At 69.9% G+C, this 26,365-nt stretch carries 15 protein-coding genes; 10 read left to right on the top strand and 5 right to left on the bottom strand.

The window, feature by feature from the left end:
- Positions 1 to 15 precede the first annotated feature (15 nt).
- The 6 genes from WME97_RS22180 (at position 16) to WME97_RS22155 (ending at position 13,759) form a co-directional block, all read left to right on the top strand.
- Positions 16 to 1,242: a vWA domain-containing protein gene (locus tag WME97_RS22180; protein ID WP_437554683.1), complete on the top strand. Its 1,227-nt coding sequence runs from the start codon at positions 16 to 18 to the stop codon at positions 1,240 to 1,242.
- Between the two features lie 362 nt (positions 1,243 to 1,604).
- Positions 1,605 to 6,665 carry an AAA family ATPase gene (locus tag WME97_RS22175; RefSeq protein WP_437554681.1) on the top strand — a complete coding sequence of 1,687 codons (5,061 nt, stop codon included), beginning with the start codon at positions 1,605 to 1,607 and terminating at the stop codon, positions 6,663 to 6,665.
- Positions 6,666 to 6,853: 188 nt separating this feature from the next.
- Positions 6,854 to 7,876, top strand: coding sequence for a sugar-binding protein (locus tag WME97_RS22170; protein ID WP_437554679.1), 1,023 nt, complete (start codon positions 6,854 to 6,856; stop codon positions 7,874 to 7,876).
- 72 nt (positions 7,877 to 7,948) lie between these two features.
- Complete coding sequence (locus tag WME97_RS22165) at positions 7,949 to 9,472, top strand: sugar ABC transporter ATP-binding protein (protein WP_437554677.1); 1,524 nt, start codon at positions 7,949 to 7,951, stop codon at positions 9,470 to 9,472.
- A 45-nt stretch (positions 9,473 to 9,517) separates the two neighbouring features.
- A complete protein-coding gene (locus WME97_RS22160; RefSeq protein WP_437554675.1) occupies positions 9,518 to 10,654 on the top strand; it encodes an ABC transporter permease in 1,137 nt (378 codons plus the stop codon).
- Positions 10,655 to 11,131: 477 nt separating this feature from the next.
- On the top strand, positions 11,132 to 13,759 hold the full coding sequence (locus WME97_RS22155; RefSeq protein WP_437555461.1) for a glycoside hydrolase family 15 protein: 2,628 nt from the start codon (positions 11,132 to 11,134) through the stop codon (positions 13,757 to 13,759).
- 34 nt (positions 13,760 to 13,793) lie between these two features.
- Here the strand turns inward: WME97_RS22155 and WME97_RS22150 are convergent, their stop codons facing one another.
- From WME97_RS22150 to WME97_RS22140, 3 genes are all read right to left on the bottom strand, one after another.
- Entirely contained in the window at positions 13,794 to 14,984 is a 1,191-nt protein-coding gene (locus WME97_RS22150) for an ATP-binding protein (protein WP_437554674.1), read from the bottom strand.
- Positions 14,981 to 16,267, bottom strand: coding sequence for a sensor histidine kinase (locus tag WME97_RS22145; protein ID WP_437554672.1), 1,287 nt, complete (start codon positions 16,265 to 16,267; stop codon positions 14,981 to 14,983). The genes WME97_RS22150 and WME97_RS22145 overlap by 4 nt, the downstream gene beginning before the upstream one ends.
- Positions 16,268 to 16,445: 178 nt before the next feature.
- The gene (locus WME97_RS22140; RefSeq protein ID WP_437554670.1) at positions 16,446 to 17,954 is read right to left on the bottom strand and encodes a cobalamin B12-binding domain-containing protein; all 1,509 of its coding nucleotides are present in this window, start codon (positions 17,952 to 17,954) and stop codon (positions 16,446 to 16,448) included.
- A 227-nt stretch (positions 17,955 to 18,181) separates the two neighbouring features.
- Here WME97_RS22140 and pucL point away from each other — a divergent pair, with 227 nt between their 5' ends.
- Both pucL and WME97_RS22130 read left to right on the top strand, forming a co-directional pair.
- Positions 18,182 to 19,027: a factor-independent urate hydroxylase gene (gene pucL / locus WME97_RS22135; RefSeq protein WP_437554668.1), complete on the top strand. Its 846-nt coding sequence runs from the start codon at positions 18,182 to 18,184 to the stop codon at positions 19,025 to 19,027.
- Positions 19,028 to 19,086: 59 nt separating this feature from the next.
- Positions 19,087 to 20,298, top strand: a complete 1,212-nt coding sequence (locus tag WME97_RS22130; RefSeq protein WP_437554666.1) for a PAS domain S-box protein — start codon at positions 19,087 to 19,089, stop codon at positions 20,296 to 20,298.
- 5 nt (positions 20,299 to 20,303) lie between these two features.
- Here the strand turns inward: WME97_RS22130 and WME97_RS22125 are convergent, their stop codons facing one another.
- Both WME97_RS22125 and WME97_RS22120 read right to left on the bottom strand, forming a co-directional pair.
- On the bottom strand, positions 20,304 to 21,644 hold the full coding sequence (locus WME97_RS22125; RefSeq protein WP_437554664.1) for a hypothetical protein: 1,341 nt from the start codon (positions 21,642 to 21,644) through the stop codon (positions 20,304 to 20,306).
- A 37-nt stretch (positions 21,645 to 21,681) separates the two neighbouring features.
- The gene (locus WME97_RS22120; RefSeq protein ID WP_437554662.1) at positions 21,682 to 22,719 is read right to left on the bottom strand and encodes a hypothetical protein; all 1,038 of its coding nucleotides are present in this window, start codon (positions 22,717 to 22,719) and stop codon (positions 21,682 to 21,684) included.
- Positions 22,720 to 24,110: 1,391 nt separating this feature from the next.
- Here WME97_RS22120 and WME97_RS22115 point away from each other — a divergent pair.
- Both WME97_RS22115 and WME97_RS22110 read left to right on the top strand, forming a co-directional pair.
- Positions 24,111 to 25,268 (top strand): Gfo/Idh/MocA family protein, encoded by a 1,158-nt coding sequence (locus WME97_RS22115; protein WP_437554660.1) that lies wholly within the window; start codon positions 24,111 to 24,113, stop codon positions 25,266 to 25,268.
- A complete protein-coding gene (locus WME97_RS22110) occupies positions 25,255 to 26,349 on the top strand; it encodes an NAD-dependent epimerase/dehydratase family protein (RefSeq protein WP_437554658.1) in 1,095 nt (364 codons plus the stop codon). Before WME97_RS22115 ends, WME97_RS22110 begins: the two co-directional genes overlap by 14 nt.
- The last annotated feature ends 16 nt before the right edge of the window (positions 26,350 to 26,365 follow it).

Below are 26,365 nucleotides of genomic sequence, written 5' to 3'. Positions count from 1 at the left end.
TCGAGGAGAATGGCTATGATCGACAAGAACCGCGGGATCTACGCCCGCTCCTTGTTCCTGACGTCGCTCGGGTGCCTGGGCTGGGCGCTCGCGTCGGGATGTTCGGTATCGGACGGCGGAACCGGCGCGGGCAGCGGCGGCTCCGGAGACGGCGGCGCCGGCGGAATGGACTTCGGTGGAACGGGCGGGGATCCCTCCCTCGGAGGCGGTCTCATCGCGACCGGGCCGGGCGCCAGCTCCGGCGGGGGGGAGGGCGGCGGCGACTGCGGCGGCCAGCAGGTCGAAGCTCAGCCGCGGCAGGTTCACCTCGTGATCGTGCTCGATCGCTCCGACAGCATGACCAAAGCGTGGGAAGGGAGCGACCGCTGGACGATGATGAAGGGCGCCCTCGGCACCGCGCTCGACGTGATCCAGGACAGGATGTCCGTCGGGCTTCAGCTCTTTCCCTCCGACGAGCACTGCGGCATGCCGGCGGGGGAGGACCTGAGCGTGGCCGTGGCGCCGGGCGCGACCTCGGTCCCCGCCATCAAGACCCTCCTGGATGGCACGCACCCCGGCGGCGCGACGCCGACAGCGGACGCCCTCGCGCGCGCCCTCGGGTACCTCACCGTGGGAGCCGGCGGCACCCTCGAGGGCGACAGGTACGTCCTCCTGGCGACCGACGGCGGTCCCAACTGCAACCAGGATCCGGCCATGACCTGCGAGGCCGCGACCTGCACAACGAACATGGATGGGGACTGCCCTTCGGGCGTGCCGAACTGCTGCGTCGCCGGCTTGACGGACGTGTGCCTGGACGACGTGCGCACGGTGCAGCGGGTGAAGGACCTGCGCGCGGCCGGTATCAAGACCTTCGTCGTCGGCATCCCCGGCGCGACGGCCTATGCCGCCGTGCTGGACCAGCTCGCCGTCGAGGGCGACACGGCCACGTCGGAGACCTCGCCCCGTTATTTCGAGGTGGTGGACGCGGCGAGCCTCGGCGATACGCTGACCAGCATCACGAGGGATCTCGTGAGGACCTGCGAGCTCTCGCTGCAGACCGAGCCGCCGGACCGCGCGAAGGTGAACGTCTTCATCGACGATGAGGTGCTGCCGAAGCCGGGCGACGACGGCTGGGACTACGACGATTCGACGACCCCGCCCACCATCGTGATCAAGGGCGCCACGTGCGCGCAGGTGAAGTCCATGGGCGCGGAGAGCGTCCGTGTCGAGTTCGGTTGTCCCACCGTCGAGGTGCCGCAATGACCCGCGCCTGTGACGCGCCCTCCCGGCGCGCCGCGTGATCGACCTCCTCCAGCCCTCCGAGAGCCAGCCCACATCGCATGAAGCGCCGCGCTAGCGCCGCACCGCCGCGCTCGGTGACGGGCGTGAACGCCAGACTCCGTCCAAGTTGGATGTCTAGCGCACAAATACTGAAAAATGTCACCCTGGACGAATCAATGTTCCCATTTCGGTGGTGACTCGGGGGCAGCGATCTAGACATAATCCGCCCATGGTGCGCTTGTGCGAGAACACCGTCCGTCCTGCCTGCTCGACGCGAGCAGCAGCAGCGGCGGCGGGCCGGCACAGCGCCCCGGTGAGGTGAGATGCTCTCCGCGACCTGTTCCGTGAGCCAGCCGATCTACGTCGACTCGAGCATCGAGGTGTTCGAAGGAACCTGGGGTGACGAGCGCAAGCCTGCTGTCTTCAAGGTCCTGAAGAGCGAGTTCCCGAGCGCGCGTGAGCTCGCGGCGCTCCGGCACGAGTACAACGTGCTGTGCGCGCTCGACGTCGAGGGCGTCGTCAAGGCCTACGGGCTCGAGAAGCACAGGAACGGCCTCGCGCTCGTGCTCGAGCGGCCGAGCAGGACGACGCTCCACGACCTCCTGCGCGCCGGCCGGCTGGAGCTCAAGGCGGCGTTGACGATCGCCCGCTCGGCGGCCCGGGTCCTCGACGAGTTCCACCGCCGCAAGGTGATTCACAAGGACATCAAGCCGCACAACCTCCTCGTCGACCCGGACACGCTCGATGTCCATTTCGTCGGCTTCGGCATCGCCACGCTCCTCCCGCAGGAGACGCAGCAGGCGATAAGCCCCGAGGCGCTCGAGGGGACGCTCGCGTACATGTCGCCGGAGCAGACCGGCCGGATGAACCGCGTGATCGACCGCCGCACCGACCTCTACTCGTTCGGCGTGACCCTCTATCAGATGCTCACCGGCGTGCTGCCGTTCACCGGCAGCGACCCGCTCGATCTCATCCATGGCCACATCGCGCGGACGCCGGTGCCGCCGCCCGAGCAAGTCCCGGGCGTGCCCGACGCGGTGTCCCGGATCGTGATGAAGCTCCTCGAGAAGAACGCGGAGGACCGGTACCAGAGCGCCTTCGGGCTCTTCGCCGACCTCGACGCGTGCCTCCGCCAGCTCTCGAGCTCCGGCGCCGTGGCGCCCTTCGCGCTCGGCCTGCGCGACATCCCCGACACGCTGCGCATCCCGCAGAAGCTCTACGGCCGCGCCGAGGAGGAGCGCGCGCTGCTCGCCGCCTTCGAGCGCGCCGCCGGCGGGGAGGGCGAGCTCCTGCTCGTGTCGGGGTACTCGGGCATGGGCAAGTCGGCCCTGGTGAACGAGATGCACAGGGCCATCGCCCAGCGAGGCGGCTACTTCACCGCGGGCAAGTTCGAGCAGCTGAACCGCGGGGCGCCGTACGCCTCGCTCGCGCGCGCCTTCCGGGAGCTCCTCCGGCACATCCTCACCGAGCGACCGGAGCAGCTCGCGCGCTGGAGCGCGGCGCTCGCCAGCGCGGTCGGGAGCACCGGCCAGCTCCTCGTCGACCTCATCCCGGAGCTCGAGTGGATCATCGGCCAGCAGCCCCCGGTCCAGCAGCTGCCGCCGGCCGAGGCGCAGGGCCGCTTTCACGCGATCTTCAAGGCGTTCGTCCGCGTCTTCGCGACCGCCGAGCACCCCCTCGTCCTCTTCCTGGACGACCTGCAGTGGGCCGACCCCGCCTCGCTCAAGCTGCTCCAGGTCCTGGCCGCCGATCCGGAGCGCGGCCACCTGCTCCTCCTCGGCGCCTTCCGCGACAACGAGGTGTACGCGGCCCACCCGCTCCGCGTCGCGCTCGACGAGATCGAGAAGGCGGGCGCGCCGCTCCGCGAGCTCACGCTGCGGCCGCTCGCCCTCGCCGACGTGATCGCGCTGCTCTCGGACGCGCTCTCCGCGGCCCGCGCCGACGTCGAGCCGCTCGCCCGCGTTGTGTTCGACCGGACCCAGAGCAACCCGTTCTTCGTGCGGCAGTTCCTGGGCTCGCTCCACGCGGAGGGCCTGCTCCGCTTCGAGAAGGGCGCCTGGACGTGGGATCTCGACGGCATCCGGCGGCGCACGGTCACCGACAACGTCGTCGATTTCATGGCGCGCAAGATCGAGGAGCTCGAGCCCGAGCTCGTCCGCGTCCTCCGCCTCGCGGCCTGCATCGGGCACGAGTTCGACCTGCGCACCCTCGCGGTCATCAGCGAGCGGCCGGCGCACGAGACCGTGGCCGCGCTGTGGAAGATCCTGCAAGAGGGCCTGATCGCGCCCGTGGACGCCGACTACCGCCTCGCGCACGCGACCGACGACGAGGCGCAGGCCGGCGTCGACTGGCGCGTCACCTACCGCTTCCTGCACGACCGCGTCCAGCACGCGGCGTACTCGCTCATCAGCGAGGATCACAAGCGCGAGGTCCACCTCAGGATCGCGCGGCTCATGCTCGCCAGCTGCGAGGGGGCCGCGCGGGACGAGGCGCTCTTCGACATCGTCAACCACATCAACATCGCGGCGCCCATCGTGACCTCGCCCGCGGAGCAGGCCACGGCCGCCGAGCTGAACCTCGCCGCCGGCAGGAAGGCCAAGGCCGCCACCGCCTACGAGGCGGCGGCCGGCTATTTCCGCGCGGGGCTCGGGTTTCTGCCCCACGGCGGCTTCGACGACCACTACGAGCTCGCCCTCGCGCTCCACAGGGAGCGCGCCGAGGTCGAGTCGCTGTGCGGCGCCTTCGAGGAGGCCGAGCGGCTCTGTACCGCGGCGCTCGCGCGCGCCCGGACGGCCATGGACAAGGTCGCTGTCCTCCTCGTCCAGGCGAACCAGTACCTGCTCCAGTGGCGCAATCACGAGGCGACCCTCGTCCAGAAGGCCGGCCTCCGGCTCCTCGGCTGTCCGATCCCCGAGGCCCGGGAGGAGGTCGCCGCGCTTCTCGAGCAGGAGCTCCAGGCGGTGCCCGTCCTCCTCGGCGCGCGCAGCATCGAGGAGCTCGCCCGCGCCCCGAGGACGACGAGCCCCGAGCACCCCGTGACGCTGGAGCTGCTCGTGAACCTGTTCTTCGGGGCCTACAACTCGAGCGACCAGACGCTCGCGAACCTCGCCATCGTGAAGATGGTGACGCTCTCGCTGCAGCACGGAAACAGCGATATGTCCGCGTTCGGATACGTCGCGTACGGCATGGTGGTCGGGCCGCTGCTCGGCGAGTACGAGACGGCGTACCGGTTCGGCAAGATGGCCGTCGAGCTCGCAGACCAGCTCGACAACCTCGTGCTCCGGGCCAAGACCTACCACATCTTCTCCGCGGACGTGCACAGCTGGACGCAGCCCCTGCGGAAGGCAGATCCCTATTACGACCGGGTCTACGACCTCGGGCTCCAGGCCGGCGACTGGACGGCCATGGGGTACATGATCAGCCAGAGCGGCTCGGACCGGCTCACTTACGGGATGAACCTTACGGAGCTCTCGCAGCTCACCGAGACGCACCTCGCGTTCCTGCGGCGCGCCCGCAGCCATGACATCATCGATATCCTCCTCGCGGGCGTGATCCAGCCCCTCCGGTGCCTGCAAGGGCTGACGAGGGGCCGGCTCAGCTTCGACGACGACGGGTTCGACGAGGCGTCCTACGCGGCGAAGCACGGCGGCTCGCCCTACCACATGGGGTGGCTGCTTTACGCCAAGATCCGGAATGCCTACCTGTTCGGCGACAGGGCGAGCTTTGCCGAGCTGATGCCGAAGCTCGCCGTGATCGAGGGCGCCTTGCCGACGCACGCCAAGGTGCCCGAGGCGACGTTCTACGCGGGCCTCATGCGGATCGCCGCGTGGGAGAGCGCCGAGGGCGCGGCGCGGCGGGAGCACGAGGAGCACCTCTTGCGGCTCCTCGGGCGGATGAAGCGCTGGGCCGACGCCGGGCCGGACAACGTGCTTCACAAGCACCTGCTCCTGCTCGCCGAGCAGGCCCGCGTCGAGGGGCGGAGGGCCGAGGCGATGGACCTCTACGAGCGGGGCATCGAGGCCGCTCGGCAGGCCGACTACATCAACAACCAGGCGCTCGGCAACGAGCTTTACGGCAGGTTCTGGCTCGCCCAGGGCAGGGTCGAGTTCGCGCACATCTTCCTGCGCAGGGCCGTTTACCTGTACGATCGCTGGGGGGCGACCGAGAAGGCCAAGGCGCTGCGCGAGGAGCTCGCGCCGGCCGACCCCTCGGCCCTGGACCAGCCTCTTCCGCTCTCGCCGACCGGCACCGCGCTCCAGGGCCTCGTCGCGGGGGAGAGCTTCGATCTCGCCACGGTCCTCAGCACGGCCCAGGCCATCTCGAGCGCGATCGTGCTCGACAAGGTGATCGAGCAGGTCTTGCGCAGCGTGATCAAGAGCGCCGGGGCGAGCCGGGGGTTCCTCATCCTCTCGCGCGGCGAGGTGCTGACGGTCGAGGCGATGATCGCGGTCGGCCCCGATACGGTGAGCCTGGGCCTCTCGATGCCCCTGGAGGCGCGCCTCGATCTGGCCCGCTCGGTCGTGCATTACGTGGCGCGCTCGCGCGAGGCGCTCGTGATCGGGCGCGCGGACGACGACCCGCGCCTCGCCGGTGATCCGCACGTGATCGCGCGCCGGCCGAAATCGATCCTGGGCTTGCCGCTCCTGCACCAGGGCCGGCTGAGCGGGGTATTGTACCTGGAGAACCACCTCGCGGAGCACGCGTTCACCGCCGATCGCATCGAGCTCCTGCGGCTCCTGTCCTCGCAGGCGGCGGTGGCGGTCGAGAACGCGCTGCTCTACGCGGACCTCTCGGCCGTGAGCGCCGAGCTCCGTGAGGCCAACGAGCGGCTGGAGCAGGAGGTGAAGGAGCGGACGGAGGAGCTGTCGCTGGCCAACGTGCGCCTCTCCGCGCAGAGCGCCGAGCTCCGGGACGCCAACCTGCGCCTGTTGCACGAGCTCGGCGAGCGCGAGCGCGCCGAGGCGGCCCGGGCCGAGCTGCAAGAGGAGGTGATCCGGTTCCAGCGGGCGAAGATCTCCGAGCTGTCGACCCCGCTCGTGCCCATCACGAACGACGTGATGGTCATGCCGCTCATCGGCACGCTGGACGAGGAGCGCGCGCACGACGTGCTCGAGACCCTGCTCGACGGCGCGACGAGGAGCGGCACCCGCACCGTCATCATCGACGTCACGGGGATCAAGGGGGTCGATCAGCGCGTGGCGAACGCCCTGCTCAAGGCGGCGAACGCCCTCCGGCTGCTCGGGGTCCAGGCGGTGCTGACGGGCATCCGCGGCGAGGTCGCGCAGGCGCTCCTCCGGCTCGACATCGACATGTCGCGCATCGTGATCCGCGGGACCCTGCAGAGCGGGATCGCCTACGCCGTCGGCCGATCGGGCGGCATGAGCGCGCCGGGCACCCGGCGCTAGGGGGGCGAGACGCGCGTGGCGATCCGCGCGTCGAATCGTGTAGACACGTCCGGAGCGGATCGCGCATCATGAGCTGGCCAGTTGACCGGGGGGTTCCTGCTCTGTCGTGGCCCGCGCGGCGGCACGAGGCGTATGGGCCCGTCGCGCGAGGCGGCTCTTGTCGGGTGGACGGGTGGAGGGGAGAGCGCATGTTGAAGAGCATCGGTCGGTTCATCGTCGGGGTCTGCATGGCAGCGGGGCTCACGGCCCTGGGCTGCGACAACGGCGGCGCGCCGGCGGCGGGGGGCAAGCCGAAGCTCGCCTACATCACGAACGGCGTCGCCCCGTTCTGGACCATCGCCGAGAAGGGCGTCATCGACGGCGCGAAGGAGCACAACGTCGAGGTGAGCGTCGTGATGCCGAGCGACGTGAACGACCAGCTGCACCGGGTCGAGGATCTCCTGATCCGCGGCGTCGACGGCATCGCGATCAGCCCGATCGACGCGGAGAACCAGGTCCCGCTGCTCAACAAGGCGGCCGCGAAGACGAAGCTCATCACGCAGGACTCGGACGCTCCGAAGAGCGATCGCATCGTGTACATCGGCATCGACAACTACGTCGCTGGCCGGATGGCGGGGCAGCTCGTGGAGGAGGCGATCCCCGGCGGCGGCAAGGTGGCCATCCTGGTCGGGCGGCTCGAGGGCGACAACGCCCGCAAGCGCCGTCAAGGCGTGCTCGACGAGCTGCTCGATCGCCAGGACAATAGCGCCGGGAACGACCCGCTCAACCAGGAGCTGAAGGGGGCGAAATACACCATCGTCGCGACCCTGACCGACCAGATCGACGCCGCCAAGGCGAAGAGCAACGCCGAAGACATGATGTCGGCGCACCCGGACCTCGTGGGCCTGATCGGCCTGAACGCGTACCACACGCCGGCCCTGCTCGAGGCGGTGAAGCAGGCGGGGAAGATGAGCTCGATCCAGGTCGTCGGCTTCGACGAGCAGGACGCGACGCTCCGCGCGATCCAGGACGGCGAGGTGATCGGCACGGTGGTGCAGAACCCGTACATGTACGGCAAGGAGTCGGTGCGCGTGCTCGCGGCGCTCGTACGGGGGGATAACTCCGTCGTGCCTCAGGACAAGTTCATCTCCCTGCCGGCCCGGCAGATCCGCAAGGGCAACCTGGACGAGTTCTGGGCCGATCTGAAGCAGAAGGCGGGCAAGCAACCGTGAACCCGGCGCCGGGCAGCGCGGCGCCCGCGCGCCGCGCGCCCCGGGCCGGCGACGCTCGACGCGCTGACGCGAATGACAGCCTCCTCGCCTGAACCGGACGCGACGCCGCTGCTCGAGGCGCGCGGCCTGACCAAGCGCTTCCCCGGCGTGCTCGCGCTCAGCGGCGTGCACCTCGCGCTCGGCCGAGGCGAGGTGCTCGGCATCGTCGGCGAGAACGGCGCTGGCAAGAGCACCCTCATGAAGATCCTCGCCGGGGTCGAGGCGCCCGACGCCGGCGAGATGCGCTTCGACGGGCGGCCTGTCGCGCTCGGCTCCGTCAGGGAGGCGCTCTCCCGCGGGATCGCGCTCATCCACCAGGAGCTCAACCTGGCGGACAACCTCGATGTCGCGGCCAACATCTATCTCGGCCGGGAGCCGCGGCGGGGCGGCTTCATCGACGAGGGCAGGATGGAGCGGGAGGCGCGGGCGATCATGGCGCGCGTCGGCCTCGCGTGCTCGCCGCGCGCGCTCGTCGGCGGCCTGTCGCTCGGGCAGCGGCACCTCGTCGAGATCGCGAAGGCGCTCTCCGCGAACGCGCGGGTGCTCATCATGGATGAGCCCACGTCGTGCCTGTGCCCGCACGAGGCGGAGGCGCTCTTCCAGGTGGTGAGGGAGCTCCGCGCGGGCGGGATCAGCGTCGTGTACATCTCTCACCGCCTCGGCGAGGTGAGGGCGCTCTGCGATCGCGTGCTCGTGCTGCGCGACGGCGAGAACGCGGGCGAGCTCTCGCGAGAGGAGATGAGCCACGAGCGCATCGTGCGGTTGATGGTGGGCCGCGATCTCTCGCAGTTCTATCCGCACGTCCCGAACCCGCCCGGCGAGCCGGTGCTCGAGGTCTCCGGCCTCCGGACGTCGAGGCACCCCGAGCGAGCGCTCTCCTTCACGGTGCGCGGCGGCGAGATCGTCGGCGTGGCCGGGCTCCTCGGCGCGGGGCGCACGTCGCTGCTCCGGACGCTGTTCGGCGTCACGCCGGCGGCCGGAGGCGCCGTCCGCGTGGCCGGGCGGGCGATCACGCCGCGCGCCCCGCGAGACGCCATCGCCGCCGGGATAGGCCTGGTCCCGGAGGACCGCCAGCAACAGGGCATCATCCTGGAGATGGCGATCCGGGCGAACCTGAGCCTCCCGAGCCTCGACAGGGCGCAGCGCTACGGCGTCCTCGACCGTGCGGGCGAGCGCCGGATGTCGGCGCAGATGATCCGGGAACTCGGCGTGCGGACGCCGACCGACGTGCAGCCGGTGCAGCACCTGTCCGGCGGCAACCAGCAGAAGGTCGTCATCGCAAAGTGGCTCTCGATGTCGCCGCGCGTGCTGCTCCTGGACGAGCCGACCCGCGGCATTGACGTCGGCGCCAAGCACGAGATATACCAGCTGATGGAGCGATTGGCAGCGAGCGGCATGGCCACCCTGTTCGTCTCCAGCGACATGGAAGAGGTGATAGGCATGTCCGACCGTGCGCTGGTGATGCACGAGGGGCGCATCGCCGGCGAGCTCGGCCGCGCCGAGCTGAGCGAGGAGGCGATCATGCAGCTCGCGACCGGCAGCGACGCCGCGGCGTGACGCGGCGTGACGCGGCTTGACCACTAGCCATCGAGGCCAGAGAGCATGTCTGTGACGACGACACATGACCTCCCGGCGCGCGGCGCCGCGCCGGCTGCGCTGCTCGTGCCCACCACGCGGCGGAAGGTGCTCGGCGTCTTCTGGCTCCTCCTCGCGGTGTCGCTCGGCACCGCGCTCCTGAACGGGAGGTTCCTCCTCGCGGAGAACCTCGAGAACCTGATCCGGAGGACAGCGCTGTTCGGCATCCTCAGCGTCGGGGCGGGCTTCGTGATCATCACGGGCGGTATCGACCTCTCGATCGGCTCGGTCGTGGCGCTCGCCGGCTGCATGCTGCCGTGGCTCCTCTCGGTGCAGCACTGGCCGGCCTCGCTGGCGGTGCCCGTGCTGCTCGGCATCTCCCTCTGCATCGGGCTCGCGCACGGGCTGCTCATCACGAAGCTCCGGCTCCAGCCGTTCGTTGTGACGCTCTGCGGGCTCCTGCTCTACCGGGGCACCGCGCGCGGGATCTCCGGCGATCAGACGCAGGGGTTCGGCGTCGGGTTCGAGTCGCTGCGCTACCTGTCGGTCGGCAGCCCGCTCTCGGTCCCCGTGCCGTTCCTCTCGTGGATCTCCGAGGGGCGCTTCAGCCCGTACGCGGTGCACCCGTTCACCGGCGTGAAGACGCGGCTCGCGCTGGTCACGTGGATCGACATCCCGATGCCGTTCCTCTTGTTCCTCGCGATCGCTGTGGCGGCGTCGATCTTCCTGAACCGCACCGTCTATGGCCGCTATCTGATGGCGCTGGGCCGCAACGAGCAGGCGGCCCGCTACAGCGGGGTCGATACCGACCGGATGACGATCCTCGCGTATGTCCTCTGCTCGGTGCTCGCCTGCTTCGGGGGCATGCTGTTCGCGCTGGAGGTCAACTCGGCCCAGCCTGTCGATTTCGGCAATTTCTACGAGCTGTATGCGATCGCCGCGGCCGTGCTGGGCGGCTTCAGCTTGCGCGGCGGCGAGGGCGCGGTGGTGGGCGTCATCCTGGGCACCGCCCTCATGCAGGTGCTGCGCAACGCCATCAACATGCTGGGCGTCCCGACCCAGATCGAGTTCGCGGTCATCGGCGCCGTCATCCTGATCGGCGTCATCGCGGACGAGGTGGTCAGGCGCTACGCGGCGGCGAGGCGCAAGGTGGTTGGCGCGTGAGCTGATGAGCTCGCGGCGGCGCGGTCGACGCCGCGCTCCGTCGAGCCCGCGATGGGCGCTGCGCTGTCTGCGTCGATCGCCCTGCCGCGTGATGGTTTCGGTGCTGGTGGATCCGCGCCGGCACGGCGCGTAGAGCGCAGCGTCGCTGTCCTTGCCAGGCGCTCGGCATGGCGGCGCGCAGGTGCGCTCAAGCGCGCGAGCGCGTGAAGATCGCGTGCTACGCTACAGCATTGCTGGCGTCCCACGCGGAGCCGGAGCGACGTGAGCGCAGGGGGCCCGGGCCGCGATCCGCACGCACCACGTAAAAACATCAACCAAGTCGCTGGCTTACGGTAGCCGTGGAGCGGTCTTCACGCGACGGCCACCCGATGGAAAGGGAATGGCGTGATGCTGAAGCGCATTTCTTGTGGCACTGCAAGTATTTGCCTGACACTCGGGCTCGCGGGCTGCGCGCTCGACACGGATGCAGAGGAGCCGATGGCCGGGGAGTCCGCGGTCCCGTTCCCGTTCGGCTCCGCCGGCAGGGCCCCGTCGAAGGCAGAGGCCCTGAAGGCGCTCGGCGCCGGCATTGCCGCCAAGGGGGTCGGGGTACCCTCTGTGTGGGGACCTGCTGAGAAGTCCTTCCTCGGCACCTCGACGACCGCGGCCTCGAGGGTCTACTTCACCGGTCATCGCGGCATCGTGTCCGAGGTGTTCTATCCGGTGCTCGACACCGTGAACACCGTCGATCTGCAGTTCCTGGTGGGGGACACGGCGAGGACCTTCGTCGACGAGGAGAAGCAGCAGAGCTTCACCGTGACCCAGCCGGACAAGCGGTCCATGCGCTGGCAGGCGACGACGACGAACAGCGCCCACAACTGGCGGATCACCAGGACGGTCTTCACCGATCCGGGGCGCCACGCGTTGATCCAGCGCGTCCGGTTCGACGCCCTGGGCGGCAGGAACGTCACCCAGTTCAACCTCTACCTGCTCCACAACCCGGCGATGGACAACTCCGGGGCCGGCGACACGTCGAGGACGGTGGAGGCAGGGGGGCGCACGTTGCTCGTCGCCTCGGAGAACAGCCGCGCCTCGGCGCTCGCCGCGTCGCGCCCATGGAAGGTGGTGAGCGGCGCGCCGATGGTGTCGAGCGGCTTCGTCGGCGAGTCGGACGGCTGGACCGACCTCCTCGGCGGGAACGTCGACAGGACGATGACCTGGCGAAACGACCTGGCGAGCGGCGGCAACGTGGCGCAGATGGGCTGGATCGACCTCGGGGCCAGCGCCGTCACCAGCGTCTCGTTCGACGTGGTGCTCGGCTTCGGCGCGACCGAGGCCGAGGCGGCCTCCACCGCGAACGCGACGCTCGGCAGCAACCTGAGCACGCTGCAAACCACCTACGACAACGGGTGGAAGACGTACGCCGCCGGGCTCAGCAGCCAGAGCGCCACCGCCGACGACCAGTATTACCTCGCGGCGATGTCGCTCAAGGCGATCCAGGACAAGTCGAACGGCGCCATGATCGCGGGGATGGGCACGCCCTGGGGCGAGACCAACGGCGACGGCAACAACGGCGGCTACCACCTGGTCTGGGCGCGCGATCTGTTCAAGTTCGCCAGCGCGCTGGTGACGGCCGGCGACACCGCGACCGGGACCTCGGTCGTCAACTACCTGTTCAACACCCTGCAGCAGTCGAGCGACTGCGGCGCCGCCGAGTACGACGCGCCGGGCTGCCCGCAGGGCTACAGCCGCGTCGGCCGCTTCCCGCAGAACGCCTGGGTCAGCGGCTGGCAGTACTGGCAAGGCACGCAGATGGATGAGCAGGCGATGCCGATCATCCTCGCGTGGCGGCTCGGACCTTCCGTCTACAACCCGCTGTGGAAGAAGATCAAGAAGACCGCCGACTACATCGTCAACACCGGCCCATGGACCCAGCAGGAGCGGTGGGAGGAGAACGACGGGTACTCGCCGTCGACCATCGCGGCGGAGATCGCGGGCCTCGTCTGCGCCGCGACGATCGCCCGCGCGAACGGCGACACCACAAGCGCGGCGCGCTACATGGCCGCCGCCGACACCTGGCAGCAGGGCGTCGACCGCTGGACGTTCACGACCACGGGGTACCACGGCGACGGCCGGTATTACATCCGCATCAACCCCTCTGCGCGGGGCAACACGGGCATCGGGCCGCAGGTGTACAACCCGGTGTCCGGGCCGGACGCCGAGGTCAGCTTCAAGATCGGCAACGGCGGCGGCACGCACGATCAGCGGTACATCGTCGATGGCGGGTTCCTCGAGCTCGTGCGGATGGGGGTGAAGCGGGCCGACGATCCCTCGATCGTCGCGACGCTGCCCGAGTACGACGCCATCCTGAAGCGGACCATCGCCGGCAAGGGCGACGCGTGGTTCCGCTACAACTACGATGGATACGGCGAGAAGAACGACGGCGGCAACTTCGACGGCAACGGCGGTCGGGGCCGGCTGTGGCCCATCTTCACGGCCGAGCGCGGCATGTTCAAGATCGCCAGCACGGGTGTCGGCGCCGACGGCAACCCCTACCTGACCGCGGTGAAGGCGTTCTCGACGCCGCAGGGCTTCATCCCAGAGCAGGTATGGGGCGAGACGACGGACGTCACCGGCTGGTCCGTCCAGAAGCCGGGGAACGTCGCGGCGGGCACCCCGACGCGGTCGATGAGCCCCCTGAACTGGGCGATGGGCGAGTACATCAGCCTGGTGGCGTCGATCCGGGCGGGCAGGGTCGTCGATATCCCCTCGGTGGTCTGCGGCCGCTACAACGCGTGTGTGGTGCCGCCTGGCTCCGGCGAGGCAGGCGTCACGGTCAACGTCACCGCGGCCACCGTGGTTGGCCAGCACATGTACGTCACCGGCAACACCGCGGCGCTCGGCAGCTGGAACACCGATCTCGGCGTCCCTGTCGATCCGCGCGGTTACCCCGTGTGGACGAACCGCGTCAACCTGCCGGCCAGCAGCGCGCTCGAGTACAAGTACTATCGCAAGAACGCCGACGGCACCGTGACCTGGGAGAACCTCCCGGGCGGCGGCAACCGCACGATGAGCACGCCCGCGTCCGGCGGGGCGCTCACGCTCAACGACACCGTGAGCTGGTAAGTGGTCATCAGCCAAGCGCGGCGCGCGGGCGAGCCTACGCCGCGGGGCGCTCGGGCTCGCAGGCGCGCCCAGCCTTCGTCGGGAGCGTGAAGAACACCCGCGTTCCCCGGCCGAGCTCGCTCTCCACGCGGATCGCGCCGCCGTGGCGCTCGACGAGGTTCTTGCAGATCGACAGGCCGAGCCCCGTGCTCTTCTCGCCGCCGGTCGACCGGGTGCTCGTCCTCCGGAATTTGCGGAACAGGCCGCTGATCTCGTCCGGGCGAATTCCCAGGCCCTGATCCTCGATCATCACCTCGATCGCCTGACCGAGCCTCCGCGCGCGCACCGCCACCGTCGTGCCCGGATGAGAGAACTTGAACGCGTTGCTGAGCAGGTTGCTCAGGACCTGCTCGATCCGCGCGACGTCGCAGCAGACGAGCGGGAGATCCGCGGGCACGTCGACGTCCACCGCGATCCCCTTCCGGCCGGCGCCGTGCTCGTTCAGGGAGACCGCCGCCAGGAGGATGCCTCTCAGGTCGGCCTCCTGCAGGCGAAGCCCGCCGCTTTCGTGCTCCAGCGTCGTGATGTCGAGCAGGTTCTCGAGCAGCTGCAGCGCGAACTCGGCGTTGTCCTGGATCTTCACGGCGTAGCGCTGCGTGTCCTCGGGCCCCGCGCCGACGCCGGCCAGCTGCATCTTCGAGAACCACTGGATCGCCGCGATCGGATTGCGCAGATCGTGCGCGGCGACGCCCATGAGCTCATGGGTCCTCTGGGCCACCTCGGCGAGCTGCTGGTTCTCGAGGTGGAGCGCGTCGGCGCTCGTCTTGAGGCTCGAGAGGAGCCGCTGGCAGCGGCTGATGCGCTCGTGCTGCGCGAACGCGTCGCTCACGACGCCGGCGAGCTCCGGCGGATCCCAGGGCTTGGAGATGAACCGGTACACGCCGCCCTCGTTGATGGCCTGGATGGCGGCGCTCGTGTCCGCGTAGGCGGTCATGAGGAGGCGGATGGTCTCCGGGAATTCGCCCTTGAGCCTCGCGTAGAACTCCGTGCCCGTCGTGCCCGGCATCCGCTGGTCGCTCAGGACGACAGGGATGGGCCGCTCGCGCAAGATCGCGTGGCCCTCCTCGGCGCTCTCCGCGATGAGGACATCGTAGTCGCGCCGGAGCTCGCGGCGGAGCGCCTTCAAGGTCTCGGGCTCGTCGTCGACGATGAGCAGCGCGCGCCGCTCGCCGGAGGCGCGCGTCATCGGTCGGGCTCCTTGGGCAGCGTGATCGTGAAGGTGCTGCCCACCCCGGGGGTCGATCGGACGGTGAGCGTGCCGCCGTGCTGATCGACGATGATCTTGTGCGAGATGGTGAGGCCCAGCCCCGTGCCTTGCCCGACAGGCTTGGTCGTGAAGAACGGATCGAAGATCCGGCCGAGGACATCAGGGGTTATCCCGGCGCCGTTGTCCTCGAACTCCAGGGCGACCCGGCGCGCTTCGTCGCGCTCGCGGATCACGATGCGGCCGTTCCCCCGGCCCCGGCACTCGACCGCCTGGGCCGCGTTGATGAGGAGGTTCAGGAACACCTGGCTGAGCTCCGCCGGCTTGCAGCGCAGCATGGGCAGCTCGGCCCACTCGACCGTCACCTGGACGCCGCCGTCCTTCAGCGCCGGGCCCGCGATCGCGAGGGTGCTCTCCAGGCACTCCTTCAGGTCGCTGCGCTCCTCCTCCGCCCGGTCGAGCCGCGTGAAGGTCCTGAGGTCCTCGACGATCTTCTGCACGCGCGCGAGGCCGCCCAGCGTGCCTTTCACGAGATCCCCCGTATCCTCGCGCAGAAAGTCGGGCTCGACCTCGGCGCGGAGCGCCTCGGCGAGGCCCTTCACGTCGTCCGAGCCTGCGCTGACGGCGGCCCGCTCGAGCGCCTCGTAAGCGGCGAACAGCCGATCGAGCGACTCTGCCAGGGTGTGCACGTTGCTGCGGACGAAGGCGAGCGGGTTGTTGATCTCGTGGGCCACGCCGGCGGCGAGCTTGCCGAGCGCGTTCATCTTCTCGGAGTGGACGAGCATCGATTGCGTGGCGCGCAGCTGCTCGAGCGACCGCTCGAGCTCCTTCTGCTCGGACAGGAGCCGCCGCTGGAGGCTCGTGATCCGCGAGTTGAGCGCGGACACCTCGGCGACGACGCGCTCGAGCTCGATGACGTCGAACTCGGCGAGGAGCAGCAGGTCGTGGCCGAGCCGCCAGACCTCTCCCCGGAGGCTGTGCGCGATGGACCGGAGATCCCCGAAGTGCACCATGCCGCGGTAGATCGGCTCCCCGGCGCCGTGCCCGGCCGCGGCGAGCTGCGCGAAGCTCGGGCTGACGAGGCGAGCCTCGGCGCGACCCGGCTGGCCCGCCCCCCCGAGCAGCCGGCGCATGCCGTGGTTGGTGAGCCTCGGCGCGCCGTCCGGCGCGAACACGCCGATCGCGAGCGCGGTCGAGGCCATGAGGAAAGCGGCGGCGAGATCCGCGACAGGACCGCTGAGCTCGTGTCCCGGCGGCGGGACCACCAGCGGCGCTCCTTCGTTTTCTCCTGCGCTTTGCGTCCTGCGCGGTTCCATCGGGATCATCCGAATCAAAGCCTCTCCCTCGCTCGCGGCGGAGGCCATCTGTCTTTGGCAGGCCGGCGCGGAGCTCGCTATGCGAAACGCACCCCGCGGGGTCGGCGCTCGAAGGCGCGGAGCGGGGTCATGCGCTCCGCGCCGCGAGGAGCTGCTCCGCCGCGCGGACGGCCCGCTCTGCGCTCGGCGCCGAGCCGTCGGCCCCGAGCTGCCTCCAGAGGTCGTCGACGACGCGGAACGGCTGGCCGCCGACCAGGACGACGACGCCCCTGCACCGATCGTCGCCGCGCACCGCGGTGATCACCTGGCGGACGCTCGACAGCTGATCGCTGAGCGCGGCCGAGACCGCGAGGACGTCGGCCTTCCGCTGGACGACCTCCTGGATCACGTGCTCGGCGGGCGTGCTGGCCCCGAGATAGAAGGTGTCCCACCCCGCCATTTCGAAGTAATCGGCGACGAAGCGCGCGCCGATCTCGTGGAGGTTCCCGTCCACGGCGGTGGCCACGAGGCGACGGCCGGCGCGATCGGCGCTGACGACGAGCGGATAGAGCTGGCCCAGGATCATCTGCGTGACCGCCGTGCAGTAGTGCTCCCCGGCGATGCTGAGCTGACGGAGCTGCCAGCGCCGGCCCAGCTCGTACTGGCACGGCTGCAGCACGTGAGCATAGATGTCCTTGATCGGCGCGCCGGCGTCGAGCGCCTCCCGGATGGCCCGCACCGCTCGCCTCCGGTCCCGCTCGATCAGCGCGTCGAGGTAGCTGCACGCGACGGCGCCGAGCCGCGCCTCCGGGCGGACGAAGCTGGGATTCTCGGCGTGCATCGAGGTGAGCCGCTCGAGCGCCGCCGCCAGGTACCGCCGCGGCGCCTCGGCGAGGCGCTCCGGCAGCGTGAGCGCGAGGACGTCGCCGAGCGCGCGGAGGTAGCCCACGAGCTCGGCGGGGTCGAGGCCGTGCTGCACCAGCAGCGTCTGCGCCCACTCCGCATAGGCGCTGAAGAGCTCCGGCGACCCGTTGTCGACCGCCGCGGCGAGCTGCGCGACGTGGCGCCTGGCGTCGTCGAGGCAGAGGGCGCGCTTCGCTCCCGCGGCGAGCGCGTCCGCCGGGCGCCGCATGAAGCTGAGCGCGACGCTCATCGGCGCGATGCGCGCCGCCGAGCGCTCGATGGCCTCCGCCGCCGAGCCGGCCTCGCCGGCGGCGCACGGGGGCTCGGGGATGGCCGCCAGCGCGGCCGGCGTCACGAGGGGCGAGGCGCAGAGGCGCTCCCGGCCCGCGGCCAGCGCGTCCTGCGCCACCGAGGAGAGCGCCGGATCGAGCTGCTCGCCGATGCTCTCGCTCAGCGCGTCGAGCGCGGCGCCGAGCGCGCGCCGGGGCACCCCGAGCGCCTCGAGGAACACCGCCGTGAACGCGCAGTACTCGCAGAGCTGCTGGGGGTCCTCCGCGCGGAGCGCCGCCGCGAGGGCGTCGATGTGCGCCGCGAGGTCCACGTGGCAGCGCGAGAGCGCCTCGCGCTCGCCGCGCGCTCCGAAGGCGCGCGGCGCGACGGACGCGGCCTCGAGGCGGGCGAGCGCGGCGTCCCTCAACGATTCACGGCGAGCGACGAGCTCGTCGGCCGCCCTGTCACGCTCTGTGGTCACCATGCCCGCGTATGTGGTGACGCGCCCTCGTCGCCGCACGCGCGATATCGCACGGGCCCGCCCGACGGCGCTGCGGTGCCCGGCCGCGCGGCCGCCGCTGGAGCGTCGTCGCGCGCCGCGGGTCGAGGGCGAGGGGACCCGCCAGGCTTGAGCCGGCGTCGCGCTTCAAGCTACCGTCTCTCCCGCGCCATCAAAAGAGCGTCGTCGCCCGGCGCGGGAGCTGAAGAACGATGTCAATCTCGTTAATGCGGAACGCCTACGGCAAATCGAGGGTGCGGCTCGTGAAGGTCCGTCGCGCGGGCGCGCGGCACGAGCTCACCGACGTCCAGGTCGATGTCCAGCTGGAGGGCGAGTTCGACGACGCTTACACGAAGGGTGACAACAGCAAGGTGCTGCCCACGGACACGATGAAGAACACCGTGTACGCGCTCGCCAAGGGTCACCCGGTCGAGCCGATCGAGGACTTCGGCGTCCTGCTCGCCGAACACTTCCTCGGCAAGCCGCACACCCTGCGGGCGAGGGTCGCTATCGCGGAGAACGTCTGGTCTCGCATCGACGCGGGCGGCGCGCCGCACCCTCACGCCTTCCTCCGCGCGGCAGGGGAGCGGCGGACCGCGGAGATCTCCGCGGCTCCCGGCGGTGTCGAGATCACGTCCGGCATCGCGGATCTCCTCGTCCTCAAGACCACCGGCTCGGCGTTCTCGGGTTTCCCGCGCGACGCGTACACGACGCTCAAGGAGACCGGGGACCGCATCCTCTCGACGCTCATGGTGGCCCGCTGGCGCGCGGCCGGCCGCGACCCGGCGCCCACGGCGACGTGGGAGCGCGCCCGCCGCGCCCTGATCGAGACGTTCGCAGAGCGACACAGCCTCTCGGTGCAGCACACCATTCATGACCTGGGGGAGGCGGTGCTCGCCGCCTGTCCTGCCATCGACGAGGTGAGCCTCTCGCTCCCCAACAAGCACTGCCTGCTCGTCGATCTCGCACCCTTCGGGCTCACCAACGACAACGAGATCTTCGTCCCGGTCGACGAGCCGCACGGGCTCATCGAGGCCACGATGAAGCGAGGGAGCTGACCTTCGGGCGCGGCCGTTTTTCTCGACATGCCGAGCACGTGCCCGGTAGAGTGCGGTGCATGGACCAGGTGGCCGGCCCGGACGAGCTCGAGATCGCGACGAGCTACATGAACGCGGTCCTGAACGGACCGTTCATCGCCGTGGAGTGCACGGGCGACGTCGGATCTCTCGAGATCGCCGCGTGGAGCGCCGGGGCGGAGCGGCTGCTGGGTTATACCGGGGAAGAGGTGATTGGCCGCCGCCTCGCGGACACGGCGCTCCGCAGCGCCGACGCCGAGCTCTGGCGACGCCTCTGCGACGGGCAGGGCGGCGCGCCGCTCTCCGCCGAGCACCGGCGGAAGGACGGGCGCGTCGTCGCGTGTGCGTGGGTGCACGAGCCGATGCGCGGCGCCGACGGCCAGGTGGTGCGCAGGCTCTTCATCGGGCAGGACGTGACCGACCGCGGCCGCCTGGCGGAAGCGTCGCGGGACGACTCGATCATCCTGCGCGCCATCCTCGATCACGTCCCAATCGCCGCGTGCAAGTATGATCGCGATGGGGTCTTCACCCACCATGACGGCAAGGGGCTCGAGAACTCGGGCGTGAAGCCTGGGGCGCTCATCGGCAAGAACGTCTTCGACCTCTACGGGTCCAACCAGGCGGCCGCGGACGGGATGCGGCGCGTGCTGGCGGGAGAGGTGGTGGACAGTCAGGCCGAGGCCCACGGCGTCTCATGGCGATCCTGGCTGCTCCCCATCTTCGACGAGAGCGGCGCGCAGAACGGCGCGGTGTCCGTGACGTTCGACATCACGGACGTGAAGCGCAAGGAGGCCGAGCTCCAGGCGCGGCTCGACATGATCCAGGCCCAGCAGCAGGTGATTCGCGCGCTGTCGACGCCTATCATCGAGGTCTGGGATCGCGTGCTGACGCTCCCGATGGTCGGCGTCGTCGACAGCGTGAGGACCTCCGAGGTGATGGACAGCCTCCTCGACGCGATCTCGACCAAGGGGGCGCGCTTCGCGATACTCGATCTGACCGGGGTCGACGCCGTCGACACGAAGACGGCGAGCTACCTCATCGAGATGGTCCGCGCGATACGGCTCCTCGGCGCGGAGGGCGTGATCACGGGTATCCGCTCGAACGTGGCGCAAACGATGATCGCGCTCGGGGTCGATCTCTCGGGGATCATCACGATGGGCAACCTCCGCGCCGGCCTCAAGCTCTGCATCCAGCGGATGAACCGCGCCGACGCCGCCGCGGCCGACGGCGCGCGGCGGGCCGAGGCACGCTGATCGGGCTATGGCTCTTTCGTCAGCGGCGGCGAGACGTCGAGGTCCGCCATCTTTCCCTCTCGCTCCAGGCGCCAGATGTCCTCGTCGGTGACGAACTCCTGCGCGAGGAGCTCTCGCGCCCGCTTGATCTTGGCGAGGAGGACGGGCTCCATGACCGGTGTGCTCGACTCCTTGGTCGGCGCGGGCGGCGGCTTCATCAGCGAGAACGTCCCGCGCGCCGCGTGCCCCTCCGCCGTCTCCCCCTCGAGCATGTACGTGACGGTGAAGACATCCGGTTCACGCGCCGTGTCGAGCCTCACCTCCACATCGACCCCTTGCCCGGGTGGGATCTCGACAAGGCCGAGCGAGGCCTTGTCGAGCGGTGAGGCGCTCGACGCCCCCGCGAAGTGCCGCATCGCCGTGACCGTATCGATCCGGACCGGCGCGTCGCGGTGATGCCAGAGGCGGAAGGTCTGCCGGACCACGCCGTCGGCGTCCTGCCGGGGAAAGCGGGGCGTCGGCGTCGCCGCGATGGTCACGACCCCCCGCTCCGCGAGGTCCTGAAACATCATGTTCGGGATCTGGAGCAGGGCGCGTCCGGTGAGCTTCTCGCCCGCTTCGCCCTGGACCTCCACCCGGATCAGAAACTCGGAGACGAGCGCGGTTTGCGGGCGGCGCTCGTAGCTGTGGGTCACGAACGGCGCCTTCGTCTTCTCCGAGCCGCCGTCGTCGAACACCCAGGCATAACTCGCCGGCTTGAACGGCCTCGCGTCGGGGTCGTCCTTGAGCCCGACGTCGACGATCTGCGCCGTGAGCTCGAATTCACCGGGGGTGCTCGGCAGGAGCCTGTGGGTGATGACGACGATCCGCTCCGGCTTGCAGGCGTTGACCTTGTATCTCGGGACCTCGATCTGAGTCACCGCGTTGTTCCGCCCGAACACGGAGATGGTGGGCATCTCGTACGACCCGTCCATCTCGGGCCAGATGCGGAGCGGCACCCGCGATCCGGCGCGCGTGCCGATGACGCCGTGGAGGTATTCATCTGTCCCGTTCGTGGTATGCGATCGCACGGTGATGAGGTTCTCTTCGCCGGCGCACACTTCCGGCTTCTCGACCTCGATCTCGTCGATGATGGGCGCCGGGTCCTCCGCGGGCGCCCTCGCCACGGCGGCGCTCGCCGCGGCAGCGCTCGCCGCGCGTCCGGCGCGCGGCGGGGCCTCCGGCGCGCTCGCCTTCGGCGCTGCCTGCACGGGCTCGGGCGCCTTGGCAGGGCGGACCGACCAGACCAGGACCCACAGCGCGGCGGCGAGCACCACCACACCGACCCATTGCGCCTTTGACCGATGCTCGCCGATCCTGGTCGTCATGGCCGGAGCTCCTCACGTTACTGTGCTCGAACGTCCGTCAGTACCAGCACCCGTAGACGTTGCCTCCGGAGTTCCACTGGACGTTGTGGTTCGTATCGGCGGACCAGACGGTCGCGCCGGCCTGCGTCCCCCAGGGGTGCCCGCTCCAGCCGCCGATGCGGTCGGGGCTGATGGACACGGCGACGGTCTTCGGGTCGTCTCGGACTCCTCTCCACACGCTGCCGCTGCCGGTGTTGCATGCGTGCGAGGCCATGCAGTTCGCGACCTGATTGGCGGCCTTCTCGCAGACGTCCGAGAGGCAGACGATCGATGTGCCGATCGAGCCCCAGAACCCCAGGCTGTTCTCGCAGCTGTCCATCACCCCGCCGTGAAGGGCGTTGGCCGCGCTGGTGAGCTTGGCGTGGCTGTACGTGTACGGCGGGATGGCGCCCTGGCCGTCGAGATGGTGCGCGTAGGCCAGGAATGACGAGCAAACCATACCGTTGTTCCACGCCGGCCCGCCGGTGGGCGTGCCCTCGGTGTCACGGTACTGGAAGAACGAGTAGCGCACCCGGCCGCCGCGAACGCTCAGCCGAGCGATCTCGACCCCTTCGTCGATGCTCGAGCGCTCGGCGTAGTAGGGCACCTCCCACCAGATGGCTTCGCCGATCGACGCGGCCCGCTTGGGGTCGCCGACCTGGTAGGTCAGCGCGGCCGGGCCGCTGCCGCCGCTCCCGTAGAGGAAGCGGTAGATCCCACCCTGGTTGACCTGCGCGAGCCCGGGATAACCATCGAGCAGATCGCTCGATACGATGGGCGTGCTGCACACCTCAGGCCAGGAGTTCTCGCGCGGCTGCTTCATGGTGGCATGCGTCACCCACCGTCCGGGTCCGTGTGACAGCATCGAGTGCGTCCGGAACTCGCCGACGGCGTTAAGGACGTCTCCGATCGGCCCCGAGCCGGCGCTGAACACCGCCGCGCCGTTCGGCGCGTTCCAGCCGGCGCTGGAGTACCCGCACGCCTGCTCGGCGGCGGCAGCGGCGGAGGCGAGGCACGACGATACGATGGCGAGCGGCAGGACGAACGCTGGTTTCACGGGCGCACCTCCGAGAGCAGGGCCGTCGGGACACGAGGCAGTGAAGCGGGCGCTCGGAGCGTCCTGGGATCTTACGGACGAACGTCGCGAGCGGCCCGAGCTGGAGGGCGCGCTCGCTCGAAATACGGAAGGATCACGCTCCGAGGGGGCGCACGCGGGGGCCCCATCCCGGAAGAGCGTGTGGTCTGAAGAAACAATGGGCAAGCGGAAAATGGAGGTGTGATTGCCTTCTTCCGCCGCGATCAAGCGCGTCGCGTGCTCGGGGTTAGCTGACGCGCAGGACGGACTGGTGAGACCCGGGAACACCTCGCTCAAGCGCGGCTGAGGGCGAATGGCGCGTGAGGATGGAATGCCCGCCGCCAATCATGATCTCCTCTAATTCACGAGGTTCGCGCTCATCGACCCTCGACATGACTACCGCTCCCCGTCCGCCGCAGCCGTTCGCTCGGTCGCTGCGGAGAGACCGCTTCAGCTCGCACCGCAAGCGAACATCAATTAATAGAAGGCGCCGATCATGATCGCGCCGAGCGCGAAGCAGCCGAGGTACCGGCCCCTGCCGCTAGGCCTTGCCAGCAGGCTCGCCGCGCGCAGGCGCTCAGAGGACTTTTTTCATGCCGGCACTCCCTCCTACCGCGATGGCGCCGCCCCGCCCCCGCGTTCGGGGTGGCCCCATGACCCTGCGAAAGACGCCGTAAGGTGGCCCATGAGGCTGCAAACCGGCACGTTCATCGTTTCGCGCCGACAATTGGCGCATGAAGGACCAATCTGAACCAGAATCCTGTTCTGGTTCCGCGCCGAGGCCGGCTCGTCGGTCCACGCGGCGCAGAACGACATCGCGATCCAGAAGGCAATCGCAGCCGCGACCCCGATCGGCGGCGTCGACGGCGGGCGCGTCTTCCTCCCGCAACGGACGGCCGCCGGACTACAGGCGCGGTTCGTCCCAGCGGTGCAGCACGCACCCGCCCCGGTCGTCCAGGGCTATACCGGTGAAGTCCTGAACTCCAACCAGGTATTTGCTATATTTGCATGGCACGGACAGAACGCGGACCGGGCGTTATGTCCACTTCGGCTGGCCGTGCGGTTCGGGCTAAACTTGCCGGAACGCGTTTGCGCGGCCGACCCCACCGAGGGAGGTCGATCGGGATGGTCGTCGGCGTCGAGGGGTGCACGCGCGCCGCGGCGAGGAGGCCTGCCTGTCGGAGTGCCCGGGGACAGTCGATGATGCTCCACCCCGGAAGGTGGGCAATGGCGCTACGCCTGACGCTGCGACTCGAACAGCCGCGTTCCTGGCAGGACGTTCGCAAATCGCCTTCAACGAATTAATGAGTTTCAATCTGTTACGATTCTCGTGCTTCGGTTGCTATTCCACCGTAGGGTGCTAACCTCCACGCGTGATCAGAGAGAAATTTACGAATCCTCGGTTCCGCGTCGGGCTCCTCGGCGCTGGCGGAATCTCCGGCGCGCACGCGGATGTGCTCCGGCGAATCCCCGCGGCAGAGCTCGTCGCCGTCTGTGACACCGTGGCTCCGCGTGCCGAGGCGCTGCAAAAGAGTTACGAAATCCCTCGTATCTTCACCTCGCTCTCCGCTATGCTGGAGTCCGGCGAGGTCGACGTCGTCCACGTCCTGTCCCAGCCCGCGGCGCACGCGGCGCTGGCGACCGCCTGCCTCGCGGCCGGCTGTCACGTCTTCGTCGAAAAGCCAATGGTGGTCTCCACTGCGGAGTGCGCCGCGCTGCGCGCCGCGGCCACACGCGCCGGGCGCGTCGTGGGCGTGAACCACAGCGCGGCCTTCACGCCCGTGGTGCGCCGCCTCGTCGACGAGATCTGTCGCTGCCGCCTGGGGCGCGTCGAGCACGTCGCGGCCTACATGACCGTCCCCGCGACCTCGGTACCCTGGTCGATGGAGGGCCATTTTATGTTTCAGCAGCCGCGCAATGCGGTGCTCGAGTTCGCGCCTCACCCGCTCTCGATCATCCGGCAGTTGGTCGGTGGGGTGAAGGAGGCCACGGCCATGGCGAGCAACAGCCATATCCTGCCGTCGGGGCGCCTCTTTCACCGCACCTGGCAGGCGTCCCTGCGCTGCGAGCGCGGGACGGCGCAGCTCTTCCTCGATGTCGGCCGGACCTTCCGGGACACGCAGGTTCACGTCCTCGGCCAGGACGGCGCGGCGCTGGCCAACCTCCGACAGGGCACGCTCACGCTGCACGAGAGCTCGCCGCTCCACCCGCGCTCCGCGGCGATCGAGGAGGCCCTCGCCGACGCCGGCCGCCTGGTGCGCGACGCGATCATTGTCGCTCGGGACGAGATGGTCGGCAAGGTGCGCGGCGTAGACTTGGACACCTACACGATGAGCATGCACGATAGTGCTGCGGCCTTCTATTCGGCGCTGGGGGCCGGCGTCCCGCTGCCAGAGGGCCTGGAGGACGGCGCGGTGGTGGTGGACGCTTGCGAGAAGATCATCGTCTCGGCCCTCGGCGCGCGGACGCACGCCTCGGCTTCTTCCCCGCACCGGGCGCAGACCTTGGAGGTCAATCATGGCGCAGAGTGACAATGTGGTGGTCCTCGGCGGCGCGGGCTTCATCGGCCGGCACCTCGTCGCACAGCTGAGCGGCCGCGTTCGATCGATCAAGGTGGTCAGCCGCGGCGTGAGCGAGCGAGCCTCGGAGTCGGGCGATGTTCGATATCTGAAAGGCGCCGTCGAGGACGCTGCCCGGATGGACGAGATCATCGCCGGCGCCGGCGCGGTGTTCCTCCTCGCGGTCAACCACGGCACCACCTGGTCGGAGTACGAGCGCTCTTACGTCGGCGGCGCGCGCAACGTTGCCGAGGCCTGCCTGCGCCACGGCGTGCGGCGGCTCGTCTTCACCAGCACGACCGACGCGCTCTACCTCGGCGGCGAGGGGATTCGACGCGACGCCGACGGCCACGATCCGCGGCCTGAGGAGCGCAATCACTACTCCCGCGGGAAAACCGAGGCCGAGAAGCTGCTGCTCGATCTCCACGCGCAGCGGGGCTGTCCGGTGATCATCCTCCGCCCGGCGCTGGTGGTCGGCCGCGGCGGGCGCCTCACCCACGGCGGAATCGGCCGCTGGCGCGACGGCCGCTGCTGCCTCGGCTGGGACGACGGCGAGCACCCGATGCCCTTCGTGCTGGTGCAGGACGTGGCCGCGGCGCTGGTCGCGGCGCTCGACGCTCCCGGGATCGAGGGGAAGAGCTTCAACCTCGCCGGGGACGTGCGGCCCTCGACGCGCGAGTACGTGCAGATGATCGCCGATCGATCGCTGCGCCCCTTCCGCTTCTACCCTCGTGATCCAGCGGTGATGAAGGCGCAGGAGGTGGTGCTCGCGACGCTGAAGCGCCTGCTGACCGGCAGGCCGGTCGAGCGGCAGAGCTACCGTGATCTCAAGAGCAGCGGGATGCGCACGCAGCTCGACTGCTCGGAGGCCAAGCGCCTGCTCGGCTGGCAGCCCAATGCCAGCCGCGATGTCTTCGTGCGCGAGGCGATCGACGCGCACCTCGAGTCCATCGCGTCCGGCGATCCGCGGCTCTCCTGCTCTGCCGGGGCGCGATCACTGCTGCCGCTGTTCACGTCTCTGGTGGGGCCGGATACGGCGCCGCCGGTTGCCTGACCGCGGTCGACCAGGA

The sequence above is a fragment of the Sorangium sp. So ce367 genome (assembly GCF_051520455.1).
Classification (GTDB): Bacteria; Myxococcota_A; Polyangia; order Polyangiales; family Polyangiaceae; genus Sorangium; species Sorangium cellulosum_B.
This window is presented reverse-complemented; position numbering and strand designations above follow the sequence as displayed.

Excerpts from the sequence above, each read along its gene's own strand:
- WME97_RS22165 (WP_437554677.1), top strand. The coding sequence starts at position 7,949 with ATGACAGCCTCCTCGCCTGAACCGGACGCGACGCCGCTGCTCGAGGCG.
- WME97_RS22110 (WP_437554658.1), top strand. The coding sequence starts at position 25,255 with ATGGCGCAGAGTGACAATGTGGTGGTCCTCGGCGGCGCGGGCTTCATC.
- WME97_RS22150 (WP_437554674.1), bottom strand. The coding sequence starts at position 14,984 with ATGACGCGCGCCTCCGGCGAGCGGCGCGCGCTGCTCATCGTCGACGAC.
- WME97_RS22140 (WP_437554670.1), bottom strand. The coding sequence starts at position 17,954 with ATGGTGACCACAGAGCGTGACAGGGCGGCCGACGAGCTCGTCGCTCGC.
- pucL (WP_437554668.1), top strand. The coding sequence starts at position 18,182 with ATGTCAATCTCGTTAATGCGGAACGCCTACGGCAAATCGAGGGTGCGG.
- WME97_RS22180 (WP_437554683.1), top strand. The coding sequence starts at position 16 with ATGATCGACAAGAACCGCGGGATCTACGCCCGCTCCTTGTTCCTGACG.
- WME97_RS22170 (WP_437554679.1), top strand. The coding sequence starts at position 6,854 with ATGTTGAAGAGCATCGGTCGGTTCATCGTCGGGGTCTGCATGGCAGCG.
- WME97_RS22125 (WP_437554664.1), bottom strand. The coding sequence starts at position 21,644 with ATGACGACCAGGATCGGCGAGCATCGGTCAAAGGCGCAATGGGTCGGT.
- WME97_RS22155 (WP_437555461.1), top strand. The coding sequence starts at position 11,132 with ATGGCCGGGGAGTCCGCGGTCCCGTTCCCGTTCGGCTCCGCCGGCAGG.
- WME97_RS22130 (WP_437554666.1), top strand. The coding sequence starts at position 19,087 with ATGGACCAGGTGGCCGGCCCGGACGAGCTCGAGATCGCGACGAGCTAC.
- WME97_RS22160 (WP_437554675.1), top strand. The coding sequence starts at position 9,518 with ATGTCTGTGACGACGACACATGACCTCCCGGCGCGCGGCGCCGCGCCG.